22 protein-coding genes and 1 tRNA gene are annotated in these 22121 nt (G+C 49.4%); 16 read left to right on the forward strand and 7 right to left on the reverse strand.

Annotated elements, in window-relative coordinates:
• Nucleotides 1-6 precede the first annotated feature (6 nt).
• The 4 genes from ribD (at nt 7) to IE074_RS07810 (ending at nt 3169) form a co-directional block, all read left to right on the forward strand.
• Nucleotides 7-1137: a bifunctional diaminohydroxyphosphoribosylaminopyrimidine deaminase/5-amino-6-(5-phosphoribosylamino)uracil reductase RibD gene (ribD, locus tag IE074_RS07795; RefSeq protein ID WP_268247306.1), complete on the forward strand. Its 1131-nt coding sequence runs from the start codon at nt 7-9 to the stop codon at nt 1135-1137.
• Between the two features lie 19 nt (nt 1138-1156).
• A complete protein-coding gene (locus tag IE074_RS07800; RefSeq protein WP_189384909.1) occupies nt 1157-1762 on the forward strand; it encodes a riboflavin synthase in 606 nt (201 codons plus the stop codon).
• 75 nt (nt 1763-1837) lie between these two features.
• Nucleotides 1838-1925, forward strand: a tRNA-Ser gene (locus IE074_RS07805).
• 227 nt (nt 1926-2152) lie between these two features.
• A complete protein-coding gene (locus tag IE074_RS07810) occupies nt 2153-3169 on the forward strand; it encodes an AI-2E family transporter (RefSeq protein ID WP_189384910.1) in 1017 nt (338 codons plus the stop codon).
• 63 nt (nt 3170-3232) lie between these two features.
• Here the strand turns inward: IE074_RS07810 and IE074_RS07815 are convergent, their stop codons facing one another.
• The 4 genes from IE074_RS07815 to IE074_RS07830 form a co-directional block, all read right to left on the reverse strand.
• Complete coding sequence (locus tag IE074_RS07815; RefSeq protein ID WP_189384911.1) at nt 3233-4168, reverse strand: hypothetical protein; 936 nt, start codon at nt 4166-4168, stop codon at nt 3233-3235.
• A 49-nt stretch (nt 4169-4217) separates the two neighbouring features.
• On the reverse strand, nt 4218-6209 hold the full coding sequence (locus tag IE074_RS07820; protein ID WP_189384912.1) for a hypothetical protein: 1992 nt from the start codon (nt 6207-6209) through the stop codon (nt 4218-4220).
• Between the two features lie 36 nt (nt 6210-6245).
• The gene (locus tag IE074_RS07825) at nt 6246-7091 is read right to left on the reverse strand and encodes a YMGG-like glycine zipper-containing protein (protein WP_189384913.1); all 846 of its coding nucleotides are present in this window, start codon (nt 7089-7091) and stop codon (nt 6246-6248) included.
• Nucleotides 7092-7199: 108 nt separating this feature from the next.
• Nucleotides 7200-7835, reverse strand: coding sequence for a carbonic anhydrase (locus tag IE074_RS07830; RefSeq protein WP_189384914.1), 636 nt, complete (start codon nt 7833-7835; stop codon nt 7200-7202).
• Nucleotides 7836-8122: 287 nt separating this feature from the next.
• On the opposite strand from IE074_RS07830, the gene nhaA reads away from it, so the two are divergent.
• Nucleotides 8123-9466, forward strand: coding sequence for a Na+/H+ antiporter NhaA (gene nhaA, locus IE074_RS07835; protein WP_189384915.1), 1344 nt, complete (start codon nt 8123-8125; stop codon nt 9464-9466).
• A 71-nt stretch (nt 9467-9537) separates the two neighbouring features.
• Here nhaA and IE074_RS07840 read toward each other — a convergent pair whose 3' ends face one another.
• Nucleotides 9538-10338 (reverse strand): thioesterase family protein, encoded by an 801-nt coding sequence (locus IE074_RS07840; protein ID WP_189384916.1) that lies wholly within the window; start codon nt 10336-10338, stop codon nt 9538-9540.
• 230 nt (nt 10339-10568) lie between these two features.
• On the reverse strand, nt 10569-11465 hold the full coding sequence (locus IE074_RS07845; RefSeq protein ID WP_189384917.1) for a DMT family transporter: 897 nt from the start codon (nt 11463-11465) through the stop codon (nt 10569-10571).
• A 74-nt stretch (nt 11466-11539) separates the two neighbouring features.
• On the opposite strand from IE074_RS07845, the gene IE074_RS07850 reads away from it, so the two are divergent.
• The 4 genes from IE074_RS07850 (at nt 11540) to IE074_RS07865 (ending at nt 14974) form a co-directional block, all read left to right on the forward strand.
• Nucleotides 11540-11863, forward strand: coding sequence for a cupin domain-containing protein (locus tag IE074_RS07850; RefSeq protein WP_189384918.1), 324 nt, complete (start codon nt 11540-11542; stop codon nt 11861-11863).
• Nucleotides 11864-12006: 143 nt separating this feature from the next.
• The gene (locus IE074_RS07855) at nt 12007-13011 is read left to right on the forward strand and encodes a TRAP transporter substrate-binding protein (RefSeq protein ID WP_194517346.1); all 1005 of its coding nucleotides are present in this window, start codon (nt 12007-12009) and stop codon (nt 13009-13011) included.
• Between the two features lie 137 nt (nt 13012-13148).
• Nucleotides 13149-13700: a TRAP transporter small permease gene (locus IE074_RS07860; RefSeq protein WP_189384919.1), complete on the forward strand. Its 552-nt coding sequence runs from the start codon at nt 13149-13151 to the stop codon at nt 13698-13700.
• Nucleotides 13697-14974: a TRAP transporter large permease gene (locus IE074_RS07865; RefSeq protein ID WP_189384920.1), complete on the forward strand. Its 1278-nt coding sequence runs from the start codon at nt 13697-13699 to the stop codon at nt 14972-14974. The genes IE074_RS07860 and IE074_RS07865 overlap by 4 nt, the downstream gene beginning before the upstream one ends.
• A 187-nt stretch (nt 14975-15161) precedes the next feature.
• Here the strand turns inward: IE074_RS07865 and IE074_RS07870 are convergent, their stop codons facing one another.
• Complete coding sequence (locus tag IE074_RS07870; protein WP_189384921.1) at nt 15162-15686, reverse strand: cytochrome b; 525 nt, start codon at nt 15684-15686, stop codon at nt 15162-15164.
• Nucleotides 15687-15894: 208 nt separating this feature from the next.
• Between IE074_RS07870 and gabD the strand changes: the two genes are divergently transcribed.
• From gabD to IE074_RS07905, 7 genes are all read left to right on the forward strand, one after another.
• Nucleotides 15895-17337 carry an NADP-dependent succinate-semialdehyde dehydrogenase gene (gene gabD / locus IE074_RS07875; protein WP_189384922.1) on the forward strand — a complete coding sequence of 481 codons (1443 nt, stop codon included), beginning with the start codon at nt 15895-15897 and terminating at the stop codon, nt 17335-17337.
• An 87-nt stretch (nt 17338-17424) separates the two neighbouring features.
• The gene (locus tag IE074_RS07880) at nt 17425-18021 is read left to right on the forward strand and encodes a hypothetical protein (RefSeq protein WP_189384923.1); all 597 of its coding nucleotides are present in this window, start codon (nt 17425-17427) and stop codon (nt 18019-18021) included.
• A 119-nt stretch (nt 18022-18140) separates the two neighbouring features.
• Nucleotides 18141-18326, forward strand: a complete 186-nt coding sequence (locus IE074_RS14845) for a hypothetical protein (RefSeq protein WP_229793943.1) — start codon at nt 18141-18143, stop codon at nt 18324-18326.
• 207 nt (nt 18327-18533) lie between these two features.
• Nucleotides 18534-19109, forward strand: coding sequence for a lipocalin family protein (locus tag IE074_RS07890; RefSeq protein WP_189384925.1), 576 nt, complete (start codon nt 18534-18536; stop codon nt 19107-19109).
• Nucleotides 19106-20119: a zinc-dependent alcohol dehydrogenase family protein gene (locus tag IE074_RS07895; protein WP_189384926.1), complete on the forward strand. Its 1014-nt coding sequence runs from the start codon at nt 19106-19108 to the stop codon at nt 20117-20119. The genes IE074_RS07890 and IE074_RS07895 overlap by 4 nt, the downstream gene beginning before the upstream one ends.
• 221 nt (nt 20120-20340) lie before the next feature.
• Nucleotides 20341-21393, forward strand: coding sequence for an HNH endonuclease (locus tag IE074_RS07900; protein ID WP_189384927.1), 1053 nt, complete (start codon nt 20341-20343; stop codon nt 21391-21393).
• Nucleotides 21383-22012, forward strand: a complete 630-nt coding sequence (locus tag IE074_RS07905; RefSeq protein ID WP_189384928.1) for a hypothetical protein — start codon at nt 21383-21385, stop codon at nt 22010-22012. Before IE074_RS07900 ends, IE074_RS07905 begins: the two co-directional genes overlap by 11 nt.
• Nucleotides 22013-22121: the final 109 nt, after the last annotated feature.

The following is a 22121-nucleotide window of genomic DNA, read 5'->3' on the forward strand; positions in this document are numbered from 1 at the left end:
TCTGTTTTGAACCAGCCTGATGATTTTTACTGGATGAACAAGGCACTGGAGCAAGCGGCTTCGGTCATGTTCGTGACCACCCCCAACCCCCGGGTGGGGTGTGTGATTGTTAAAAACCGGCAGTTGCTGGGGCAGGGGGCTACCCAAAAAGCAGGCGGCCCGCATGCCGAAGTCTGTGCCATTCACAATGCGCAAGATAACGGCCATGACCTGGCTGGCAGTACCTTTTACGTCACACTGGAGCCTTGCAGCCATTATGGTAAAACCCCGCCTTGTGTGGATGCCATTATTGCCGCCAGGCCTGCCAGGGTGGTGATTGCCATGGCAGACCCCAACCCATTGGTGGGGGGCAGAGGCATTGCCAGGTTGCAAGAAGCGGGTATAGAAGTACACTGCAACCTGCTGGCAGAGCAGGCGCTGGCCCTGAACCCGGGGTTTATTTCGCGCATGCTAACCGGTCGCCCCTGGGTATGGACCAAGCTGGCCTCTTCCCTGGACGGGCGCATGGCTTTGTATAATGGCCAGTCACAATGGATTACCAGTGCCGCGGCGCGTGCCGACGGGCATTACTGGCGTGCCAGAAGCTGCGTGGTCTTAACGGGATTGGGCACCGTTTTGCACGATGATCCGCTCATGACCGTGCGTTCCCTGGCAACACCGCGCCAGCCTGTTCGCGCCATTATTGACAGCCGCTTTGCCGTACCGGAAACCGCGCGAATCTTCAATGGTGAACCGGTGTGGGTGTTTACGACTCATCTTGATGAAGCCAAGGCGGCGCGTCTGCTGGCCAAAAATGTGCAGCTTATTGTCATGCCTGAAAAAAATGGTCATGTGGATTTGGATGCCGTGCTGGCCTGGATGGGAAAACAGCAAATCAATGAAGTGCACGTAGAGGCAGGGCCAGGCCTGAACGGAGCCTTGTTACAGGCAGGTTTGCTGGATGAGCTGTTGCTGTACATGGCTCCTAAAATACTGGGTGATGCGCATGGACTGTTTCGTTTACCTGTATTGAATGAACTGGACCAGGCTTACCAGTTTGATTTTTTTGAAACCCAAACCTTTGCGCCCGACCTGCGTTTGCGTGCGCGTTTGCAAAACCGCTGGGATACGCTTTTGAACAGCGTTGTGCATAAATAGAACCATCAAGGAAAAAAATATGTTTACCGGAATTGTTGCCGCTGTGGGCAAAATCACAAATGTTGAACCCTTGGGAAGCACGGGCCAGGATGGCGTGCATTTAACCATCCAGGCACCCGGATTCAATATGGAAAAAACCAAACTGGGTGACTCAATCGCCATCCAGGGCGCCTGCATGACGGTGGTAAAGTTTGCCGGACAGGAATTTGAAGTGGACGTTTCCCGCGAAAGCCTGAATCGTACGGTTGGGCTGGATGCCGTGGGTGAAGTCAATCTTGAGCATGCGCTTAAAATGGGCGATTCACTGGACGGGCATATTGTTTCAGGTCATGTGGATGGCCTGGGTACGGTGGTGTCGTTTGATGCGGTGGGTGAATCACATGAGCTTAAAATCCAGGTACCCGTGGAGCTGGCTAAATTCCTGGCATACAAAGGTTCTATTACCGTTAATGGAATTAGCCTGACGGTAAATAGCGTGACCGATAATGCCAGTGGTTGTGTGATCAGCATCAATATTATTCCCCATACTATCCAGAATACAACACTTCGCAACACCAAAGCCGGTGATAAAGTGAATTTGGAAGTGGATATGATTGCACGATACGTGGAAAGAATGCTAAGATAGTCGATTAAGTTGATGCTGTTTTAGATTAAAACAGCATTGCCGAAATTGGTTGGTGCAATGCCAGCTTATGAAAAAGGGTCGGTGGCCGAGTGGCTGAAGGCGCACGCTTGGAAAGCGTGTAAACGGAAACGTTTCGGGGGTTCGAATCCCCCCCAACCCGCCAAAACTTTAAAAGTTTAAGTAAAAAATTTTTATCCGAAATAGCTAAAAGCCAGTTAAATAACTGGCTTTTTTCATTTGGGAGAAAATTTGAGTTTCCTGGCATTTTACTTATCCTCCCGTTCTCTCTGACCGTAATTAACACGCCAATCCCTCTTCAATATATACTTACGGGGTAGGTGAAAACCTTGTTTTCCGCCTCTGTAGAGGTTTTTCTATTAGAGAGTCATCTTGCATCTGAATCCTGCTTCCCTTCGTCGTACCCTTAGTCTTGTTCTAGCTGGTTCTTTGCTGCTCACTGTGCTGTTTGTAGGTATGCTGCCAGGGTTACTGGCCATAGCTTTTTCGTATGTCGCAAGTAATGGCATCCAATCTTTGCTTAAATTAAAAGACAACAAATACGTAGCAAAGCCCATTGCATTCCTTGTGGCGCTCATTCCCTGGGTTGCGGGGTTTATTTTCTTTAAACTGGCGGAAGATTCCATTCCCGCCTTGCATCGTGAGTTACAGGGCCTGTCACATAGCCTTGAAAACTTTATTATTACGAAATATGTTGAACTTCCTGAGAGTGTGGCTCAATTCCTGCCTGAATTTTCACATTTGAATGAGGCAATGGCAAATTTTATCAAGAGCCAGATGGGAGCGGTGGCTCATTTCAGCAAGAACAGCCTGGGCATACTCTTGCAGATTATTGTCGGCTTCATTATTGGTCCCATGATCTTTTTAAGCGGCCTGAAGCAATCTCCAAAAGGAGCGTTGGAATCAGAAATAACAAAAAGGGCAAAAAATTTCGGGGACACCTTCAAGGCAATTGTGCTGGCCCAGTTTTTCATTGCAATTGTCAACACGGTTGCTACGTTTATTTATCTTTTTGCGATTCTGCCACCGTTTGGTATCGAGTTGCCGTTCAAGACTGCATTGCTCGTTATTACTTTTGTGGCCAGCCTGATTCCCATCGCGGGTAATATTTTCTGTAATACTTTGCTGACCGTTGTGTCTTTGACTGTTAGTCCTGGGGCTGCACTGGCGGCATTGACCTTCCTGGTGCTGGTTCATAAAAGCGAGTATTTCATCAGCGCGACCGTGCTTGGTGAGCGCACACATATCAAAGTCTGGGAGCTGCTGATTGTGATCTTCATGAGTGAAGCGCTGTTCGGGCTGTACGGTATCCTTGCTGGGCCCCTGTATTATGCGTACTTGCGCAAAGAGTTGACTGGTGAAGTTCCGGCTTTACCCGCCCACAATTAAGGCTTCTTGAAAAGTTTTGCCTGAAATAATTGAAAGCCAGTTAAATAACTGGCTTTTTTTGTTTTACAACATATCCAGTACCAGTTCATCCAGCTCTTTCAGAGGGAAAGACTTCAGCTTCAGTTTAAGCGAGTCGTTTTCCTGGAACATGAATTTTGCAATGTCCTTGCAGCTGTCAACCGGATTATCAAAAAAACGGTTTTCAGAATTGGGCTGGGCACATTGTTGTATGGCCTGCTCATATCGGTTTTTCAGCTGTTCGTTGGCAAATTTTTCAGTATCCAGTGTTTTTTCCGAAGGCACTAGCGGTATGTCGAATCGGTTAATGAGGGCATTCACCCTTTTTATGTATCCTTGGTCTTTAATGTGGGCTTCCATGTCATTAACGGTTATTGGATCAAGCATTGCCCCAATGCTGAATATCATCATTGGGTTGAATGCTTCTTTGCCACCCTCCAGGCCAGAGGAGAGCAGTGTCATTAATTGTTGGGCGCGCTGAATGGATAATGAACTGCTTAGCGCAATGACTTCGCGTTGGTCAATGGCCAGGTTGATTTGTGCCGTGCCTTTGTTTTTCTGGGCATCAAGATCCAGGCTTATGTTTACTGGATCAGCGGTGATATAGCCTGCATTCTGAAGCAATTTGTTTTCCAGCAAGGGGCTTTGTCCATTGGTATCGGCGACACCGATTAAAACCAGTTTGCCCTGCAGGTTGGATGCCGAGTTTTCAAAACCCGACAATTGCAGTTTCTGGATATTCAGGGTTGATTTTCCTTTGCCAATGACCAGCTTTTCCATGGTTACAGTACCAAAAATATTGGCGCTTAATTTTTCCCAATGGATGTCATTGGCCAGTGGTGTGCTGCCCAGGGTTTCCGAGATTTTTTCTTCGGCTGTGCGGGTCGCGTAAATATTACCCAGAAACCATATTGCCGCTATCAGGATCAGTAAACCTGCTCCGATCAGTGACAGTCGTTTTTTGCTAAGAATCGTTGTCATTTTATTGTCTGTTAAATGTGTCTGTTTATTAAAAGAGGGCGTGGCTTGCTTAATAACTGGCCTTTTTAGCCTCTTCATATTCCTTGATAACACTTTGCGCGTGTGCGATATCCCAACTTGCATTTTTTGATGCCAGACGGGTTAGGGCAAGTGGGTTTTCCAGGTCTTTACATAGCGCCTGTTCGCACTTGAGCAGGTGAGACGGGCTATCAATGACAACCTGTATGACAGGGAGTTTGTCTGTTTCCGTTTGGTTCTTGTCCAGTGACGCCTTGCCGTTAACCCAGTACCAGCCTTTTTCCAGCTGGACCGGGCTGCTCAGTTTGAGCGGGTAAGGCCAGTTGGCCTGTGCGGCGTCATTGTCGACCTTGTTAATGCGCACCAGCAGGCTGACTTCTTTGGAGCGGCCATGCATTAAGCGGTAATAGTCGCTGCGACCAAAAGGTGTAAATTCAATGCCAGACAGGTTTTGTGCCAGCAGGTTTTTATCACCGTTTTGCAGGGCTTTTTCAAAGCCGTTGAATTGCTGGAGGTTTCTTTCTTCCTGGCTGGCAATGGCATACAGTGCTTGCTGTTTTTGACGTGCCAGGCGCTGTTGCTCATAAATGCGTTGCCTTTCTTCCTGCTGTTTTTTCCACATGGCTTCCTGGGCCAGGCGTGCTTCTTCACGTTTTGCCTCTTCATCTTTTTGGAAAAGATAGTTATTGCCTTGAAGGGCAGTGAGGTTCCATGGCGGAAGCTGTTTCTTTCTCCAGTCGTAATTCCGGTAAAGATTGGTTGAATACAGTTTTCCTTGTAGCTGGTTTTCAAGTAAGCCGCGTTTGAAGTCACTGAAGAATGAAACTTTCAGGTTGTTGGCTTTTTCCTGGAGCCATGGGTGTTGCTTAAGTGCTTTGTTGACTTGTTCAAGAATATGGTTTTGTTTTCTGAAGATGTCATTTTGCTCGGTGATGATATCAAGGCCACTAATAGACCAGGGGCCGAAGGGGGAGCCCCAGCCTTTTTTTAAACCTAATAAATAATAGGTCTTTTCGTCGGGATCTTCACCTAGATAAAGCCAGAGCTGGTGTCCATTTTCGTTGGCGGCAACAATATGAAGAGAATCAAGATCCGTCAGCTCTGTGTTAAGCGCAAGGCCTTTTGAAAAATAGTAGTCAGATGCCCGATTGAGGATATTGCCGTCGGAACGGACAATACTGGCTTTGCCGGGGCCTTGCGCGATGTTGTTCTGGCAGTCCAGGCCCTCTGTTTTGAACTGGGTGTATTCAAGATTTAAAGATGTGTTTTCCAAAGATACAAGCAGTTTACAACCGTTTTGGTCTATGACTTCGGTCAGTTTCGCTGTTTTCAGGACTTCTTGCGTATTCGCATTGGGTTTCCAGCCGTTAACTTCAAAAGCCAGTTTGGGGGTGACGGGCAGCCTGGGCTCGTTGGCAGGTGCTTCTGTTTGCGCGGCTGTCACATTGGCGATCGGGCTTTCGGTTGTCTTTTCTTCTGTTTTCCGGATTTGCGCAAGGAAAGAGGTGGTTGTGTTTTGAGCCGGTTTTTCGGCTGTGGCCTCTGCGCTTGCAACTTTGCTGCCAGCCTGGTTGCTTTCGGCTTCAGTTGGTTTTTCAGCGCTCGCAAGGGGTGTTTCACTTGCTGGGGCGGCGGCTATGTCATTTGTTTTTTGCTGTTCTTCTGCCGCTTCAGGGTCAATGTTCAGGACCCAGCCAGTCGCGGCCGAGCTGTTGCCGGAAGCAAGCTGTTTGCCATGGCTGGTACTGATCCAGCTAAGCTGCGTTGCCTGTGGGCACTGGGTTTTCATGAGCTGGCCGATTTTGGGCATAAGCCTGGCCAGTCCTTCGGGGTTGGGGGTGGCCTGATAGCGTGCCTCCAGTTTCAGCTTGGCACTGCACCAGCTGTCTTGATTGGCATTATTGATGATGATTTCAATCTGTTCGCCTTTGGAAAAGGCCAAACGGTATTCTTCGGCATGGGCACTGCCGCCCGCCATCATGAAGGCGCAGGAAAGCGCCAACCCTATTTTGTTGATCTTCACAAATTGCTCCGGTTTGTATGCGTTTAAACGTCTGGCTTAGCCAATTTGCCATGTGCCATTGGTGTCCTGGCAAGCCTGGAAGGTTTTATCTTCTTGGCCGGCGCTGGATTTCAGACTGTATTTCATTTCACGGCATTGTGTTTCTACGCTCACTTTCTGGGTAACCGTTTTAGCGGGTTCGATCGCGTCAAGGTCAAAGCCTTGCTGCTGGGCAGAAGCCACGGTGATTTTGTCCAGATCGGTTGCCGTGTCTGTGTGTTTGGTGGCGGCACCAACCAAAGGGGCGTATACATAACCAACGGTAACGCCCTTGCGGCCAACGGCAATCCAGTTGTTATTCGTTTTGCCCAGTGCAGTGAAGGTTTGGCCAGCCTTGAATCCGCCAATTCTTTCTCCCGTATCGTTGGGAGCTGCGCGTAAAATGGCTGATTTCTTTGCCTGATAGGGTTGGTTAATGATTTGCAGGTTATCGACCTGGGCGATTTTTTGGGAACGCTTTATTTTTGTGGTTTGCGTGACGGTTTTGCTGCTGACCGGCGTGATGACGGCTGATGCACCGCTGTGCTCTGATTTCCAGTTGGTTGTTTTGCCGGATTCCAGTGCTTTTTGAGTGCTTGCCGCCAGCGCCATCCGGTCTTTTTCATCCAGGCTGGAGCCGATCATATTACCCAATAAACCACCGGCCAGGGCGCCAACAATGGCGGCAACGGTTTTGCCACTGCCACCACCAATCTGGGAACCTACAATTGCCCCAAGAATGGTGCCTATAGCAGTTCCTGCAGTTTGCTTGGAGCCCCATCCTCCTTGACCGTCAGTGGCGCATCCACCGAATATTAATGTTGTTGATAAAAGCGTAATGGATGCTTTTTTGCCAAAACTCATTGTTTTCCCCATAATTTTGCAAGATCAAATCAGTTACAAAGTATACATTATGTATATTTGTGATTCAATTATGGGTGGGACGTGAGTGTTTATGTATAACTTAAGGTATTACTCGGTACAGGCATTGAATTCACCTGTGATCGGATCGCGCACAAACAACAAGCCTGTGGCAATACCAAAATAAGCGCCATGCAGGGTCAGCTCGCCCGATTGCACCCGTTCGCGTACAGCCGGAAAGGTCATGAGGTTGTTCAGGCTGTACTCCACCACCGCCCATTCAAGCTGGCGTATCCAGTGTTGACGGTCACCTTGTGGTGGTCCCAGTTTATCAGCCACCGGGGCAATCTGGGACATCCACTTTCCAATGAAATCACGCTGGGACAGCGGTGCTGCCTTGTTGGCATAGGCCGCAATGCCCCCACAGCTGGCATGGCCCAGCACAACAATGTGCTTAACCTTCAGGGCATTAACCGCGAATTCAACGGCGGCACTGGTGCCATGGAAAGATGTTTCAACATCTGACTCACAGGGGGGGATCAGGTTGGCAATATTGCGAATCACAAATATTTCACCTGGACCGGCATCAAAAATGGTTTCTGGCGCAACTCTTGAATCGCCACAACCAATAATCATGATCTCAGGATGTTGCCCGTCTTCTTCAAGTTTTTTATAACGGGCATGTTCTCGTTCAAGTCGGCCATTCAGGAAGGAAGCATAGCCTTCGGAAAGTTTTTTGGGAAACATAATGATATTTTGCTTTTGTGCTTTTGGATAAGGAAATTAATTTTATCATTGATCAGATTAATCTCTTTTTTGTCGCAGGGGCGAATACATAAATTCTCAGGTATTGATTTTTTCTGGCTGCATGGGAATAAGTAAACGGCTTATCAACAGGATGTTAGCCCAACCCTGTTGCTGACTTGTACATAATCGTTATTTCAGGTAGAATTTTTGGCGGGTGTTAGCACTGCAGTGTCGCAGTGAAACAGGTTAATGCGTTGGTCGGGCCGCCACGCGGAGTATACAAACTTATGAACCAACACCCGTCACGGCAGCCTTTGCCGCGTGCGCAAGTTTTGGCTGAGCGCGCCTTTTCAACACTAGACCGTTTTCTTCATATTGAAGCGGTGAGCGGTATTGTTTTGCTGGTGGCAGCCGCCATTGCATTGATCTGGGCCAATTCCTCTTTTTCGGCAAGTTATCACGATCTTTGGCACACGCCATTTTCCATTGGCATTGGCACCTATGTATTTTCGCAATCGTTGCACTTTTGGATTAACGATGCGCTCATGACCGTTTTTTTTCTGGTGGTTGGGATGGAGATCCGTCGGGAAATTCATGAAGGGGCCTTATCCAATTTCAGGCTTGCCGCATTGCCACTTGCCGCAGCCATGGGAGGTGTCGTTGCACCGGCCCTGATATATCTTGTTTTTAATAGCGCTCCCCCCAATAGTGCCGGATGGGCTGTGCCTACCGCCACGGATATTGCCTTTGCGGTGGGCGTATTGGCTTTGTTGGGGCGATCCATTCCCGGCAATGTCCGGGTGTTTTTACTGGCCTTGGCCATTATTGATGATATCGTGGCTGTGATGATTATTGCGGTGTTTTATTCTGGCGGCCTTGATTACAGTGGCTTGCTGATTGCGGCACTGGGAATCATGATGGTACTTGGGTTGCAGATGATTGGCACAACTTCGGCTTATGCGTATGTGCTGCCTGGTGCTGTCTTATGGATAGGTTTGCTGCAAACGGGGGCGCACCCAACCCTGGCGGGTGTTGTGCTGGGTCTGATGACGCCGGTATTGCCCGGTCGTATGAAAGAGCCACCTTTAATGCTGGCGTCAGAGGCGATTAATACGTTTTCTCATCTCAATAAGCAAGACGCTTCTCCCAATCACCTTGCAGAACCCGTGAAGCAGCTTAAGCGTGCCCAGCGTGAACTGATGGCACCGGTAACCAGCGTTCAAATGGCCCTGCATCCGTGGGTGGCTTATGGGGTTATGCCATTGTTTGCGCTGGCCAATGCAGGGGTTACCCTGGATGGGGTGGATTTGGCAATGGGGGGGACACAATCGGTTTTACTGGGCATCTTGCTGGCATTGGTATTTGGCAAGCCGTTTGGCGTGATTGCCGCCAGTTGGCTGGTCGTTCGTTTAGGATGGTGTGTGCTGCCCCCGGGATTGAGCTGGGGTGGGATCAGTCTGGTTGGTTTGCTGGCAGGAATTGGTTTTACCATGTCGATTTTTATTGCCACGCTTGGATTGGCAGATCCCAATCTGCTTGGTGCCGCAAAGCTGGGTGTATTATTGGCTTCCCTGACTGCAGCCATCGTTGGCCTAAGTTGGGGGTACCTCTACAAAAAAAGGCATAAGTAAAGACCGCCGATTTGTGCAAGCCTGGCTTCAGCCCTGTTTGGGCAGGGCTTGTATGACCTGAACAAATTTTTTTATGCCATTTTGCGTAAGGTAAGAATTTGTTCACTGCGGCCAAAAGGGCCATGGATGTCGTGCAGTACCGAACTGGTCAAACCTATCCCATCTTCGCCATATTGTTGCACCGTTTCAAGACCCAGCCATTGTCCGGTAGGATATCGGTGCATATGAATTTGCAGGTCCAGATTGGGAAAAGCCCAGGAAAATTCACCATCCTGTCTGGGTACAATGCCGTTGGCGGTATCTACCATGCCGATTAAATGCGCAAAGGGGGTGGTTGTTTGGCCTTCAACCATATCCAGATCATTGTTTAACCATACAATACCCTTGCCGGTCCGGTTGTTTTCATCGGCTCTGGTTTCAAGACTGTGAATATAGCCGCCTGGCCAGCGCCGCAGGCCGGTCCAAAGCGGGTAGGTTTCCGGGTGGAGGATTGCCGGGTCTTCAAGTCCGCCAATATGTTTACTGTCTTGCGTTGACATGCGCCAGGCTCGGGCAACAATGCAGGTTTTGCCATTGGCCTGCATTTCGGACTCAAGCAGTTCGATGGTTTTGCCGGCACGGATAATGCGGGTGTTAACACTGAACTCGCCAAAATGGATCAAACCGAAAATATCAAAACTGATACGGCCTATTCGCATGTGGGCACGCGGAGCAAACTGTTCTAGTTCAACGGCCATGACGCCACTGGCCGGTGCCATGTGCTGTTCGTGCGGGTTCCACGCGCCTTGTGCGTGGATGGTGGAGCAATAACGGCTAGTAACCGTGCCATCCGGGTTAACGGTTCTATCCAGAAATTGATAATAAGCAGACATTGGTTTCCTCACAGCGTGTCTCCAGACCAAAGCAAAAATGCCAGGCAGGGTGTTTTTGTTTTTACCGGTTTGTGTAGCCCGGTTTAGGGGTAATTGTGTGTAAGTATGTTACTAAAAATGCGTGCTGAATATCAATTAAGTGACAACTGCCGTTTTCCAACTTGCAACAAAACAGTTTCAGGATTGATGTTATTGAGTAAAAGGCGGCACAACGCTTGTTGTTGGCGTTTTCATTTTTGTTTGCCGCTGGTATTCACAATAATAAGTCCGCTTAGGGCCAGCGCCGAGCCCACCAGGAAAGTGGGTTCCAGAGGTTCATCCAGCAGCAGTATGCCCAGCAGTACGCCAAACAGGGGCGTCATGAATGACAGCACACCCAGGCGGCCAGTCAGGTATTTGCGCATCAGCCATATCCAGGTGAAATAAGTGGCGCAGGAAATGACCAGTGTCTGGAAGCCCAGGCTGGCCCAAACAAGTGGCGTGCTGTTGAACGTTATTTGATTGGTAAAAAATGCCACCGGCATCAGGAAGATGAATCCACCGAATAACTGGTAGAACAGGGTTTGTGTGGGTGGCGCTTCGCTAAGGCGGCTGACCCGTACCGCCACGGTTGTCATGCCCCAGGCAAAACCACCGCATAAACCCAACAAATCGCCCAGTAATTGATTGGGGATGGCTTCGTTTTGGGCTTGCGGGGTGAGCAAAAAGGTAATCAGCAAGCCCGCGAAAGCCAGTGCCATGCCAAACCATTGACGCGGATTCAGGCGTTCTTCGGGTAAGCGCAGATGTAGTCCGATAGCTGCAAACAATGGGGCCGTATACATGAAAACAACCATGTGTGATGCTGATGTCCAGCGTAATCCTTCAGCAACCAGCATGAATTCGGTCGCGAACAGAAAGCCAACCACCAGCCCAGAGCGAAACGCCACGCCTTCAAGCCATTGGTCGCGCGAGAACAGGCGGGTAAAGAGCAAGACCAGTACAGCAGCGACGCCGGAGCGGACGGAAACTTGCAATACTGGAGGGATGTCTGCGGCTACGGCTTTGATGGCGACTTGCTGAAGCCCCCAGATCAGGCAAAGCAACACCATAATTGCGCTGGCTTTGCCATCTACTGCTTTCCTCATTTTATTGTATGCTCCATGTAAGATCTTTTAATATTTGCGTGTATTTTTGTTAACAGCATATCTTACAGGAAAACATGATGCTGAATAATTTGTTCGAACAATTGCCCATGGTTACGGGGCAGGAGTCCTTTGACGACCTGCTGGCCGTGCCCGGGTTGCGTATTGAACGTATTGTGTCACATGGGCAGGTCAGTCCACCCGGATTCTGGTATGAACAGGATTGGAATGAGTGGGTGATGGTTTTGCAGGGCAGTGCTGCTTTACAGATTGAAGGAAAGGAAGAACCGGTTGTTTTGCAAAAGGGTGACCATTGTTGGTTGCCTGCCGGATGCCGGCATCGGGTTGCCTTTACTGCAAAGGATGAGGCCACGATTTGGTTGGCAGTGCATACGGATTAAGCAGCCCCATTTATGGTAAGCCCTAAGTAATTTTTTTGCTCCAGGTTGTTACACTGAAACTGGGTTATTCAGTCGTGTATTTGATATAAACAGTTCTCGGTGCACGGAAAATATTTAATTTAAATAATACGGAGACTATTTCCATGAAAATTACTGCTATGCGCATCCTGAGTGCAGTGGGTATGAGCTGTGCTCTGGCTTTTTCAGGCAGTGTCCTGGCTGCTGATAAGCCTATTGTTGTCAAGTTCAGTCACGTTGTTGCTGCTAAAACTCCCAAGGGGCAGGGGGCCCTCAAGTTCAAAGAGGTGGCTGAAAAGCTGTTGCCGGGCAAGGTTGAGGTTCAGGTTTTCCCCAGCTCACAGTTGTTTGGGGATGGCAAAGAACTGGAGGCCCTGTTGCTGGGTGATGTGCAGATAATTGCACCGTCACTGTCCAAGTTTGACCGTTACACCAAAAAAGTGCAGCTGTTTGATTTGCCTTTCCTGTTCGATAACATGGAAGCCGTGGACCGCTTTCAGCAAAGCGACAAGGGTAAAGAGCTGCTAAGCTCCATGCGCAATCGTGGGCTGATGGGCCTGGCTTATTGGCATAACGGCATGAAACAATTATCCACCAACAAAGACACGTTGCAGCGCCCCGAGGATGCCAAGGGCTTGAAATTCCGTATCCAGGCATCAGACGTGCTTGAAGCCCAGTTTCGTGCCCTTGGCGCCAATCCGCAAAAACTGTCCTTCAGTGAGGTTTACCAGGCCCTGCAAACCGGAGTGGTGGATGGCCAGGAAAACACATGGTCCAACATCTATTCACAAAAATTCCATGAGGTTCAAAAAACCATCGCCGAGACCAACCATGGCGTGATTGACTACATGGTGGTTACCAATGCCAAGTGGTGGGATGATCTGCCCGCAGATGTTCGTGAAGGCTTGCAACAAGCTATGGATGAAGCCACCAAGTTTGCTAACGAAGAGGCCGCCAAGCTGAATGAACAAGACAAGCAAAATATTATCAATGACAACAAGGCCAAGGTTGTCCAGTTATCCAAGGAAGATGTGGAGGCCTGGCGTAAAACGATGGAGCCGGTCTGGAAAAAGTTTGAGGGTGATATTGGCGCAGACCTGATCAAGGCTGCCCAGGACGCCAACCAATAAACTGAGTCGTTTGGCTGGTTACGGGCTGCTTTTTCCTTTCTTACAGGCAGGCAATTTGTAACCGGTCATTTATTTACATAGAGGGGGCGTATTGATGCAGGACCCTTCTTCTGGCACTAATAACATGGAGTACAACCATGAATGTTCGCTGGTTTCATCGACTTGAAGAAGGGTTGATCGCTTTTTTGCTGGCAGCAATGACACTGGTGACTTTTGCTCAGGTCATTGCGCGGTACATGTTCAATTACAGTTTCGTCTGGGCGCTTGAATTGTCCATTTTCCTTTTTGCCGGGTTGATTTTTTTAGGCCTGGCCTATGGGGTGCGGGTGAACGCCCATATCGGGGTGGATGCCCTGATCAAAATATTGCCAAAAAAAATTGCGTATGTGGTGGGGATTATTGCCTGCCTGCTTTGTCTTGGCTATACCGTTATTGTTTTTTACGGAGCCTGGATCTATGTGGATAAAATGTACATGATCGGCATTCTTGCGCAGGATATCCCCATTCCTCAATGGGTACCTCGGCTTGTGCTTCCCATCGGGTTTGCCATGCTCTTCATTCGCTTTGCCGAAGTACTGTTTCATATGCTGCACGGTCACCGTAGCCAGTTGCTTGGTGATGAGGCTGAAGAAGCGCTCAAACATCTTCATGATGATGACCATCCCGATAACCAGCAGGAGCGCAAATGACCACTATCGCACTTTTTGTCATGCTATTCGTGTTCATGTTCATAGGCACGCCTGTAGCGGTGGCTCTTGGGCTTTCTTCCATCCTTACCATCCTGTTTTTCGGTACAGACTCGCTGGCTTCGCTGTCTCTTAAAATGTATGAGACATCCGAACACTTCACGCTGATGGCCATTCCTTTTTTCGTGCTGGCAGGTGCCTTCATGACAACAGGGGGCGTGGCCCGTCGCATGATCCGCTTTGCCAATGCCTCGGTAGGGCACTTGCATGGTGGCCTGGCCATTGCCTCGGTCATGGCCTGCTGCCTGTTTGCCGCGGTTTCCGGCTCTTCTCCGGCAACTGTGGTTGCCGTGGGCTCTATTGTTATTGCCGGCATGGTACGTGCCGGGTATTCGCAGCCTTTTGCCGCTGGTGTGGTTTCTAATGCGGGTACACTGGGTATCCTGATTCCACCGTCCATTGTGATGGTGGTGTATGGTGCGGCCACCGAAACCTCGGTGGGGGCATTGTTTATGGCTGGTGTCATACCGGGCCTCACCCTGGGTGTGTCGCTCATGGTCGCCATTTATATCATTGCCCGTATCAAGAAATTTCCCCTGCAACCCAGGGCGTCAGCCAGGGAAGTCTTGACGGCGGGTCGGGATTCGATTTGGGGGCTGGCTTTGGTCTTCATTATCCTGGGCGGTATCTATGGAGGGGTTTTCACGCCAACCGAAGCAGCGGCTGTATCGGCGGTATATGCTTTCGTTGTGGCCGTTTTCATCTATCGTGATATTGGGTTAAGGCAAGTGCCCGGGGTTTTACTGGATGCTTCCAAAGTGACAGTCATGCTGATGTTCATTATTGTTAACGCGCTGCTGTTTGCTCACGTGTTAACGACTGAACGCATTCCGCAAATCATTGCCGAGCAAATCATTGCCTGGGACATGGCAGCCTGGCAGTTTCTGATCGTTGTCAATATTCTGTTGCTGATTGCCGGCATGTTCATGGAGCCCACCGGTATTATTTTGATCCTTGCTCCCATCCTGTTTCCGATCGCCATGGAGCTGGGGATAGATCCGGTTCATTTGGGTATTATTATGGTGGTTAACCTGGAAATTGGTCTGGTAACACCCCCTATTGGCTTGAATCTGTTTGTGACGGCAGGCATTACAAAAATGACCATTGGCCAGGTGATAAGGGCCGCTTCACCATGGCTGATTTTACTGCTGGGCTTCCTGGTGTTTGTGACGTATGTGCCCGCCATCTCGCTGTGGCTGCCAAAACTGCTGGGGTGAGTGCTTTGAAGTTTGATGCCGCAGATGCGTTTGCCGCGTAATACCTTCACAGTTGGGAAGTCATGAACGGCCCCCAAAATGTTGGATTTGATGCCAGCATCTCGGGGGCTTTTTTGTGCTTTTATTTATTTCTGCGCGCCGAATCGAGTTGAGCCGGTGCGATGTTATGAAAGCGTTGTAAGCTTTTCTATCGTGTCATGCGCTTGAGGGTATCGTCACGCAAGATGAAATGGTGGTAAAACGCTGCACATATGTGACCAATCACCAGCAAAAGAAACAGCACGGCCACGGGAGCGTGCAGGCTGCCAACAGAGGCCATCCAGGCGATGCCGGTTTCGCTTTTTTCGACTAATTGCAGGCCAAAAACCTTAAGACCGTAACCTTTGCCAATCATATAAAAAATACCCAGAACCGGTAGCAGCAGCATGACAAGATACAGCAGGAAATGACCGATTCTGGCCAGTGGTGCCAATGGGCCGCTTAATTGCGGTCGATGCGGATACTGTTTGATCGCCCAGAATACACGCAAAATGCCCAGGATGAAGATCAGCAAACCGATGGAAATATGCCATGGCACCAGGGTTCGGCCAACCCAGTGTTCGCCCTCATCAATAAGGTCGCCGATTTTCATGAATTGCCAGACAATCAGGATGGCCATTCCCCAATGAAACCATCGGGACAAACTGCCGTAACGTTCAGGTGTATCGCTCATTGTTCACTCCTTGGGTAGTGGAATGGGTTGGAAACACGGTATTAACAAGTTGCGGATGAATGGGCACAGGTGTGTTTTCGAAAGATTACCATGAATTAACGGGCTGAAAAAACAATTTGTTTTATGTCCACTCTTGGATAGAATGAAGGATTGCTCAATCATTAACACTCTATCCTTTCCCGGTTTAAATAATATTTGGAAATCGATTATGCAAAATACAGGTTTATTTCATCAGCAGGCTTACATTAATGGTCAATGGCTGGATGCCGATTCAGGTCAGGTACAAACCATCCTGAACCCGGCCACTGGTGAGGTACTGGGTACGGTTCCACTTATGGGGGCGGCTGAAACCACGCTGGCTATTGAAGCGGCCAATAATGCCTTGCCTGCCTGGCGTGCAAAAACCGCCAGGGAACGCTCGCAACTGTTGCGTAAATGGTTTGAGCTAATGATTGAGCATCAGGATGAACTGGCCCGTTTGATGACGCTGGAGCAGGGCAAGCCATTGTCCGAAGCCAAAGGGGAAATCCTGTATGCCGCCTCATTTGTGGAGTGGTTTGCCGAAGAGGCTAAACGGGTTTACGGTGATGTGATTCCCGGACCACAGGCCAACAAGCGTGTCATTGTGGTTAAACAGCCGGTGGGTGTCACGGCAGCCATTACCCCCTGGAATTTCCCCTCTTCAATGATTACCCGCAAAGCGGCACCTGCCCTGGCGGCCGGTTGCACCATGGTCTTGAAGCCCGCGCCACAAACGCCGTATTCCGCACTGGCCCTGGCCGAGCTGGCGGCGCGTGCCGGTATCCCCAATGGTGTATTCAACGTTGTAACGGGTGATGCCATTGCCATTGGCACCGAATTAACCGGCAATCCGCTGGTACGTAAACTGTCTTTTACCGGTTCCACCCAGGTGGGGCGCCTGTTAATGGCCCAGTGTGCGCACGATGTAAAGAAAGTGTCGCTGGAGCTGGGCGGCAATGCCCCGTTTATCGTTTTTGAAGATGCCGATCTGGATGCCGCCGTTCAGGGGGCGATCATTTCCAAGTTCCGCAACAACGGGCAAACCTGCGTCTGTGCAAACCGCCTGTATGTCCATGACAAGGTTTACGACGCTTTTGTCCAGAAACTGGCTGCGGCGGTAGAAAACTTCCAGGTTGGCAATGGGATGGAGCCGGAAACCACAATGGGCCCATTGATTGACCAACATGCAATGGCCAAGGTCAAGTTACACATCGAGGACGCTCTTGAAAAAGGAGCCCGCATTGTGACCGGCGGCAAACCCCATGCGCTGGGTGGCACTTTCTTTGAGCCTACCGTTATGGTTGATGTGCCTGTTAATGCGGTTGTGGCCAAGGAAGAAACGTTTGGTCCCCTGGCACCCGTCTTCCGCTTTCATCATGAAGAAGAGGCCATTGCCTATGCCAATGACACCGAATATGGTTTGGCGGCCTATTTTTATACACGGGATATCAGTCGTGTTTTCAGGGTGGCCGAAGCACTTGAGTATGGCATGGTAGGCATTAACTCGGGCGTCATTTCAACTGAAGTTGCCCCCTTCGGAGGCATGAAAGCATCGGGCCTGGGACGCGAAGGGTCCAAATACGGTATCGAGGAATATATCGAGATCAAATACCTGAGTCTGGATATTTAAGCCAAAATTATCGCTTGCTCAACAGGTCATCATCCCGTAATGTATGGGTTAGCTAAGGCATAAACCAATCTTCGCCTGGAGCCCTGGATGATAGACCTGTCTTCACCATTGAAAGCTGATACGTTTACCCATGTCCGTATTATTGTTGGAATAATTACCGGCTTATGCATGACCCGTTTGCTAAACGGTTTAAGCCGTTTTGTTCAGCAACCCAATAAAAACCATGTGTTTTTTGTTCATATTGGCTGGACTTTTTTTCTTTTGCTGGACATGGTCAATTTCTGGTGGTTTCAAATCAGATTGGCCAACACGGTGGCATGGAGTTATGACTTATATCTGTTTATCCTTTTCTATGCCTCGCTTTATTTTTTTACCTGCACCATTCTTTATCCGGACAAAATAGATCATATTAACCGGATGGATGACTACTTCCTTTCCAGACGGGCCTGGTTTTTTGGCTTGCTGATTGCACTGAACGTGACGGATTTGCTGGACACCACGCTGAAAGGGCAAGACTACCTGGCGCATCTGGGGCTTCCCTATATAATGCATATAAGTATTTTTGTGGTGCTGTGCGGCTTTGCCATTCGTACCCGGCAACTGCGGTTTCATAAAGGTTTTGCCGCTTTTGCCATTGTTGAAGAATCCGGTTGGGCGGTATTTGCGTACAGTTCTATTGTTTAGACCCGTTTTCCTGCAAGGAATCAAGTAGGTGGCAACGAAAAATGACAATCAGCTTCATGGACTCACCACCGACATGGCGGCTGAGCGGCTACGTGTAGAAGGTCCTAACGAGTTGCCTCGTGCAGGCAAGCGTTACCGCGTTAATCCTGTTCTTGCCTGCTGCCCAGGAATTGTTGAAGTTTGGATCGATTGCCTGGGAAGATATGTTGGTATCTTTGGGCTTGGGTATTGGGCTGTTACTGGTGCTGGAAGGTTGCAAGCCCCTGGTTCAGCGAATGTCGCTGGTTCTGGGTGGAAAGGGGTAGTGCTTTTGAAGCGAGCTTTTCATTTTTGTGTAATGCGTGTCTGCCCTCATTTCTTCATTGGAATTAACTATTGAGTTTCTTGCTGTAATTGATAGTGCAATATTTGGGGGTGCCAGACGTTGTAAAATGAGGCGTAGCTTGGTCTTGCTGGTTTTAGCCAGTCCATTTATGTTTTCAGTTAATCACTTAATACGGGAGTTTGGTTAAATGCGCTATTTTTTAATTTTATTGTTTTTGTTTTTAACAGGCTGTACGGGCATCCCCAAAGGGATAGAACCTGTTCAGAATTTTGATTACCAGCGCTATCTGGGTAAATGGTATGAAATTGCACGGCTGGACCATTCTTTTGAGCGCGGGTTGCAGCGCATAAGCGCCGAATACGCGCTTCGTGATGATGGTGGCATCAAGGTGATTAACCGCGGCTTTAATACGGCCAAAAATAAATGGGAAGAAGCCGAAGGCAAGGCCTATTTTGTGGAAGACAGCAAGCAGGGCTACCTGAAGGTTTCTTTCTTTGGTCCTTTTTACGGGTCTTACGTTATTTTTGATTTAGGCAAGAATTATGAATACTCATTGATCACCAGTCATAAAAAATCCTTTCTGTGGCTGTTGTCCAGAACTCCAACCATTGATGAGGCCGTTAAAAAACAACTGCTGGCGAAAATGGACAGTCTGGGGTTCAAAACACAAGACCTTATTTTTGTAGACCAGTCTGGTGAACAATCGGCTTTACCGCTGGCGCAAGAGCCGGAAGTAAGGTCAAATCAGGAGTTATCACAATGAAAGCCATCCGCTTGCGCCACCCTTTCGGATTGGAATATCTTGAACACGTCGATATTGCTGATCCGGGACCGCCCGGTGTTGGTGAAATACGCGTGCGTCTGCATGCCAGTTCACTGAATGCCCATGATTTGGCTGTCGTGCAGGGGCAACTGCCAACCGAGGACGGCCGCATTCCGCTGTCCGATGGCGCGGGTGTTGTCGAAGCCGTGGGAGATGGCGTGCATGAATTCGCAGTGGGCGACCACGTTGTCTCAACCTTCTTTCCAAAATGGCTGACTGGTGGGCCAGGGCCCCTTGCCGCCGGTTTTGCCACCACCCCTGGTGACGGCATTGATGGCTATGCCTGCGAGTTAGCCGTGCGCTCGGCTTCGGCCTTTACCCATGCTCCGCGTGGCTGGAGCCATCAGGAAGCGGCTACGCTAACCACTGCCGGCCTGACCGCCTGGCGTGCGTTGGTGGTTGCTGGTGGCCTGAAGCCTGGCGATACCGTGCTAACGCTTGGCACTGGTGGTGTGTCTGTTTTCGCGCTGCAACTGGCCAAGGCGGCTGGTGCAACAGTAATTACCACCTCGTCTTCTGAAGAAAAGCTTGCTCGCACCGCTGCGCTGGGTGCCGATCATGGCATTAACTACCGCCAGTATCCCGAGTGGTCCAAACAAGTGTTGGAAATTACCGGCGGACGCGGTGTTGATCACGTGGTTGAAGTGGGTGGCCCCGGTACGCTTACCCAGTCAATGCGTTCAGCACGGGTGGGTGGGCATATTGCCCTGATCGGCGCACTTACCGGCTTTGCCGATGTGGTGCCAACCGTCGAGCTGATGCTGCGTCAGCAACGTGTCACCGGTATTGGCGTGGGCAGCCGCCAGCACCAGCTTGATCTGATCCGCGCCGTTGAAGCCACCAACCTGCGCCCAGTCATTGATCGCAGTTTTGCGTTGGACCAGCTTGCTGATGCTTTCCGTTTGCAATTGGCGGGTGGACATTTTGGCAAGATCGGTATTAATTATTAGTTGAATGACGCCTTGCGGTTGCCGGCGCTAACAAGCCGGAAGCAGCAGGTAATAACACCAGAGCCATCATGCATCGTAAATGGGTACGTTGCCTGATGGCTTCGTATTTTCCACAATAGCTAAAAAAGTCCTTAAAATCAATATAACCCTTTTCTATCAATTTCAACTTCCAAGTGACGTTGAGCAATGATCGAATATTGTTGATCAGTAATGGACATTTCATGCTTGAAGATATTTCGATTCCCACGCCACAAGAGCAATTAAGATTTTTGAAGCAGATTCAGAAAATATTGCAATCGGGAAGCTTTACGTCTACCTATAAGTTTGCTTTGCTTATCAGCCTGTCAAGACTGGCTATTGAGCAGGGGGCAGATACCGGTGAACGCCTGACGTTGGATTATCTTGATATTGCAGAAAAATTTATTGATCTGTACTGGTGGCAGGCCAGACCCTATCAGTTTAATGAGCAGGCACCTTTCGTACTGCAGCAAAGCACGGGTCCACAGGCCAGTATTGTGAACTCGGTTGTGTTGGCACAGGAAAGGTTTAAAACCCTGGCAGCGGCCAGGCAAAATGCCGCAGAATGGTTGAAGCTGAAAAAAACGGTCGTCGGTACAGTCAAAAAAATGCCGGTGGTGTATTTGCAAAACCTGAATGGCCAAAGTACTGAATTTTTATACCATCTGGATGCATCGAAGCATCATTTGCAGTTATTGCCCAAGGTGATGTATTGCCTAAGACAGTTTAGTGAAATTATTGAAGAGCTGTGCCAAAAACGCTGGGTGGATTTTGTGCGGGAAAATAAAAACAACCTGCCCGTATTGGATAGCTTGCCAGACCTGAATGAGTTTCTGTTTGCACCCAGCCGGAACCAGCTGGGCAAAGTGGCCGATTTTTTAATGGATTTGCAGCAGTGCCGCTGTTTTTACTGCAATCAGTCACTGAAGAACAAGAAAATTGCAGTGGATCATTTCATACCCTGGTCGTTATATCCGGCGGATACCGGACATAACTTTGTGTTGGCGGACAGTACGTGCAACTCGCACAAAAGCAATTTTCTGGCATCAGAAAATTATCTGCAACAATGGCAGGAACGTAATGTCCAGCATGATTCACTGATTACTGCCGAATTGTCCCGTCAGGGATTTCTGACGGATATCAGGCGCTCTCACCGTGTTGCGTCCTGGGCCTACCAACAGGCCATGGATAATAATTACTTGCTTTGGGAAGGTGGGAAAAACGCCCGTTTTCAAAGGCCGCATTATGAAACTTGAACGATTTGAACGCCTGCGTAAGGCACAAAAGGCTTATCACCGCCGCTGTAAATGGGTGATGAAAAATGGCATATATGTGATCCATTCATATGATGAAAAAAAGCCGGATGACTTGTCATGGTGGGATGATGCCGGGTTTATTCTGGGAGACCGGCGCGTGATGGTCTGGTGGCAGCATCCGCGCTTCGTCTATGCCGATGCGCTTGATGAGCAGGCCCGCAAGGAGGCCGGTCATTCTCCTGTAAATGGCCGGCTTTTTGATGATGGTATCCCCAACCATAAACCGGTTGGTCGCTCACGTAAAAAAATCATCAACTACACTGTACCCCCAGGTACGGATGAAGCCCGGCAATATTATGACAGGCTGGGTACGATCAAACAGCGACTGCAAAAAGAAGGGATGGATGTTGCCGTAAAACCCCGTTGGCAACGTGAATGTCTTTCATGGGCCACCGGGGTAGAGCTGGTGGCCCCGCTGGAAGTGCGCAATGAAACAGAACTTGAAAACGTAACCGATCTTGCAAACCGCCTGCTTCGGGGGCAAACCACGCTTGAAAACGAGTTTCCGGGGTATGCCTATGGCAGGGAACAGTGGCTGCAAGAGCAGGATAAACGCTAACCCATTAGGCCACCAGACTAGTTCCCATGCTCCCGCGTGGGAACAAATACACTCTCCACCTAAACACCAAAGTGGTCGCAACATTTGAATGTTAAAAAAAATAGTAGAT

The organism is Advenella faeciporci, from assembly GCF_014652395.1.
Lineage (GTDB): Bacteria > Pseudomonadota > Gammaproteobacteria > Burkholderiales > Burkholderiaceae_B > Advenella > Advenella faeciporci.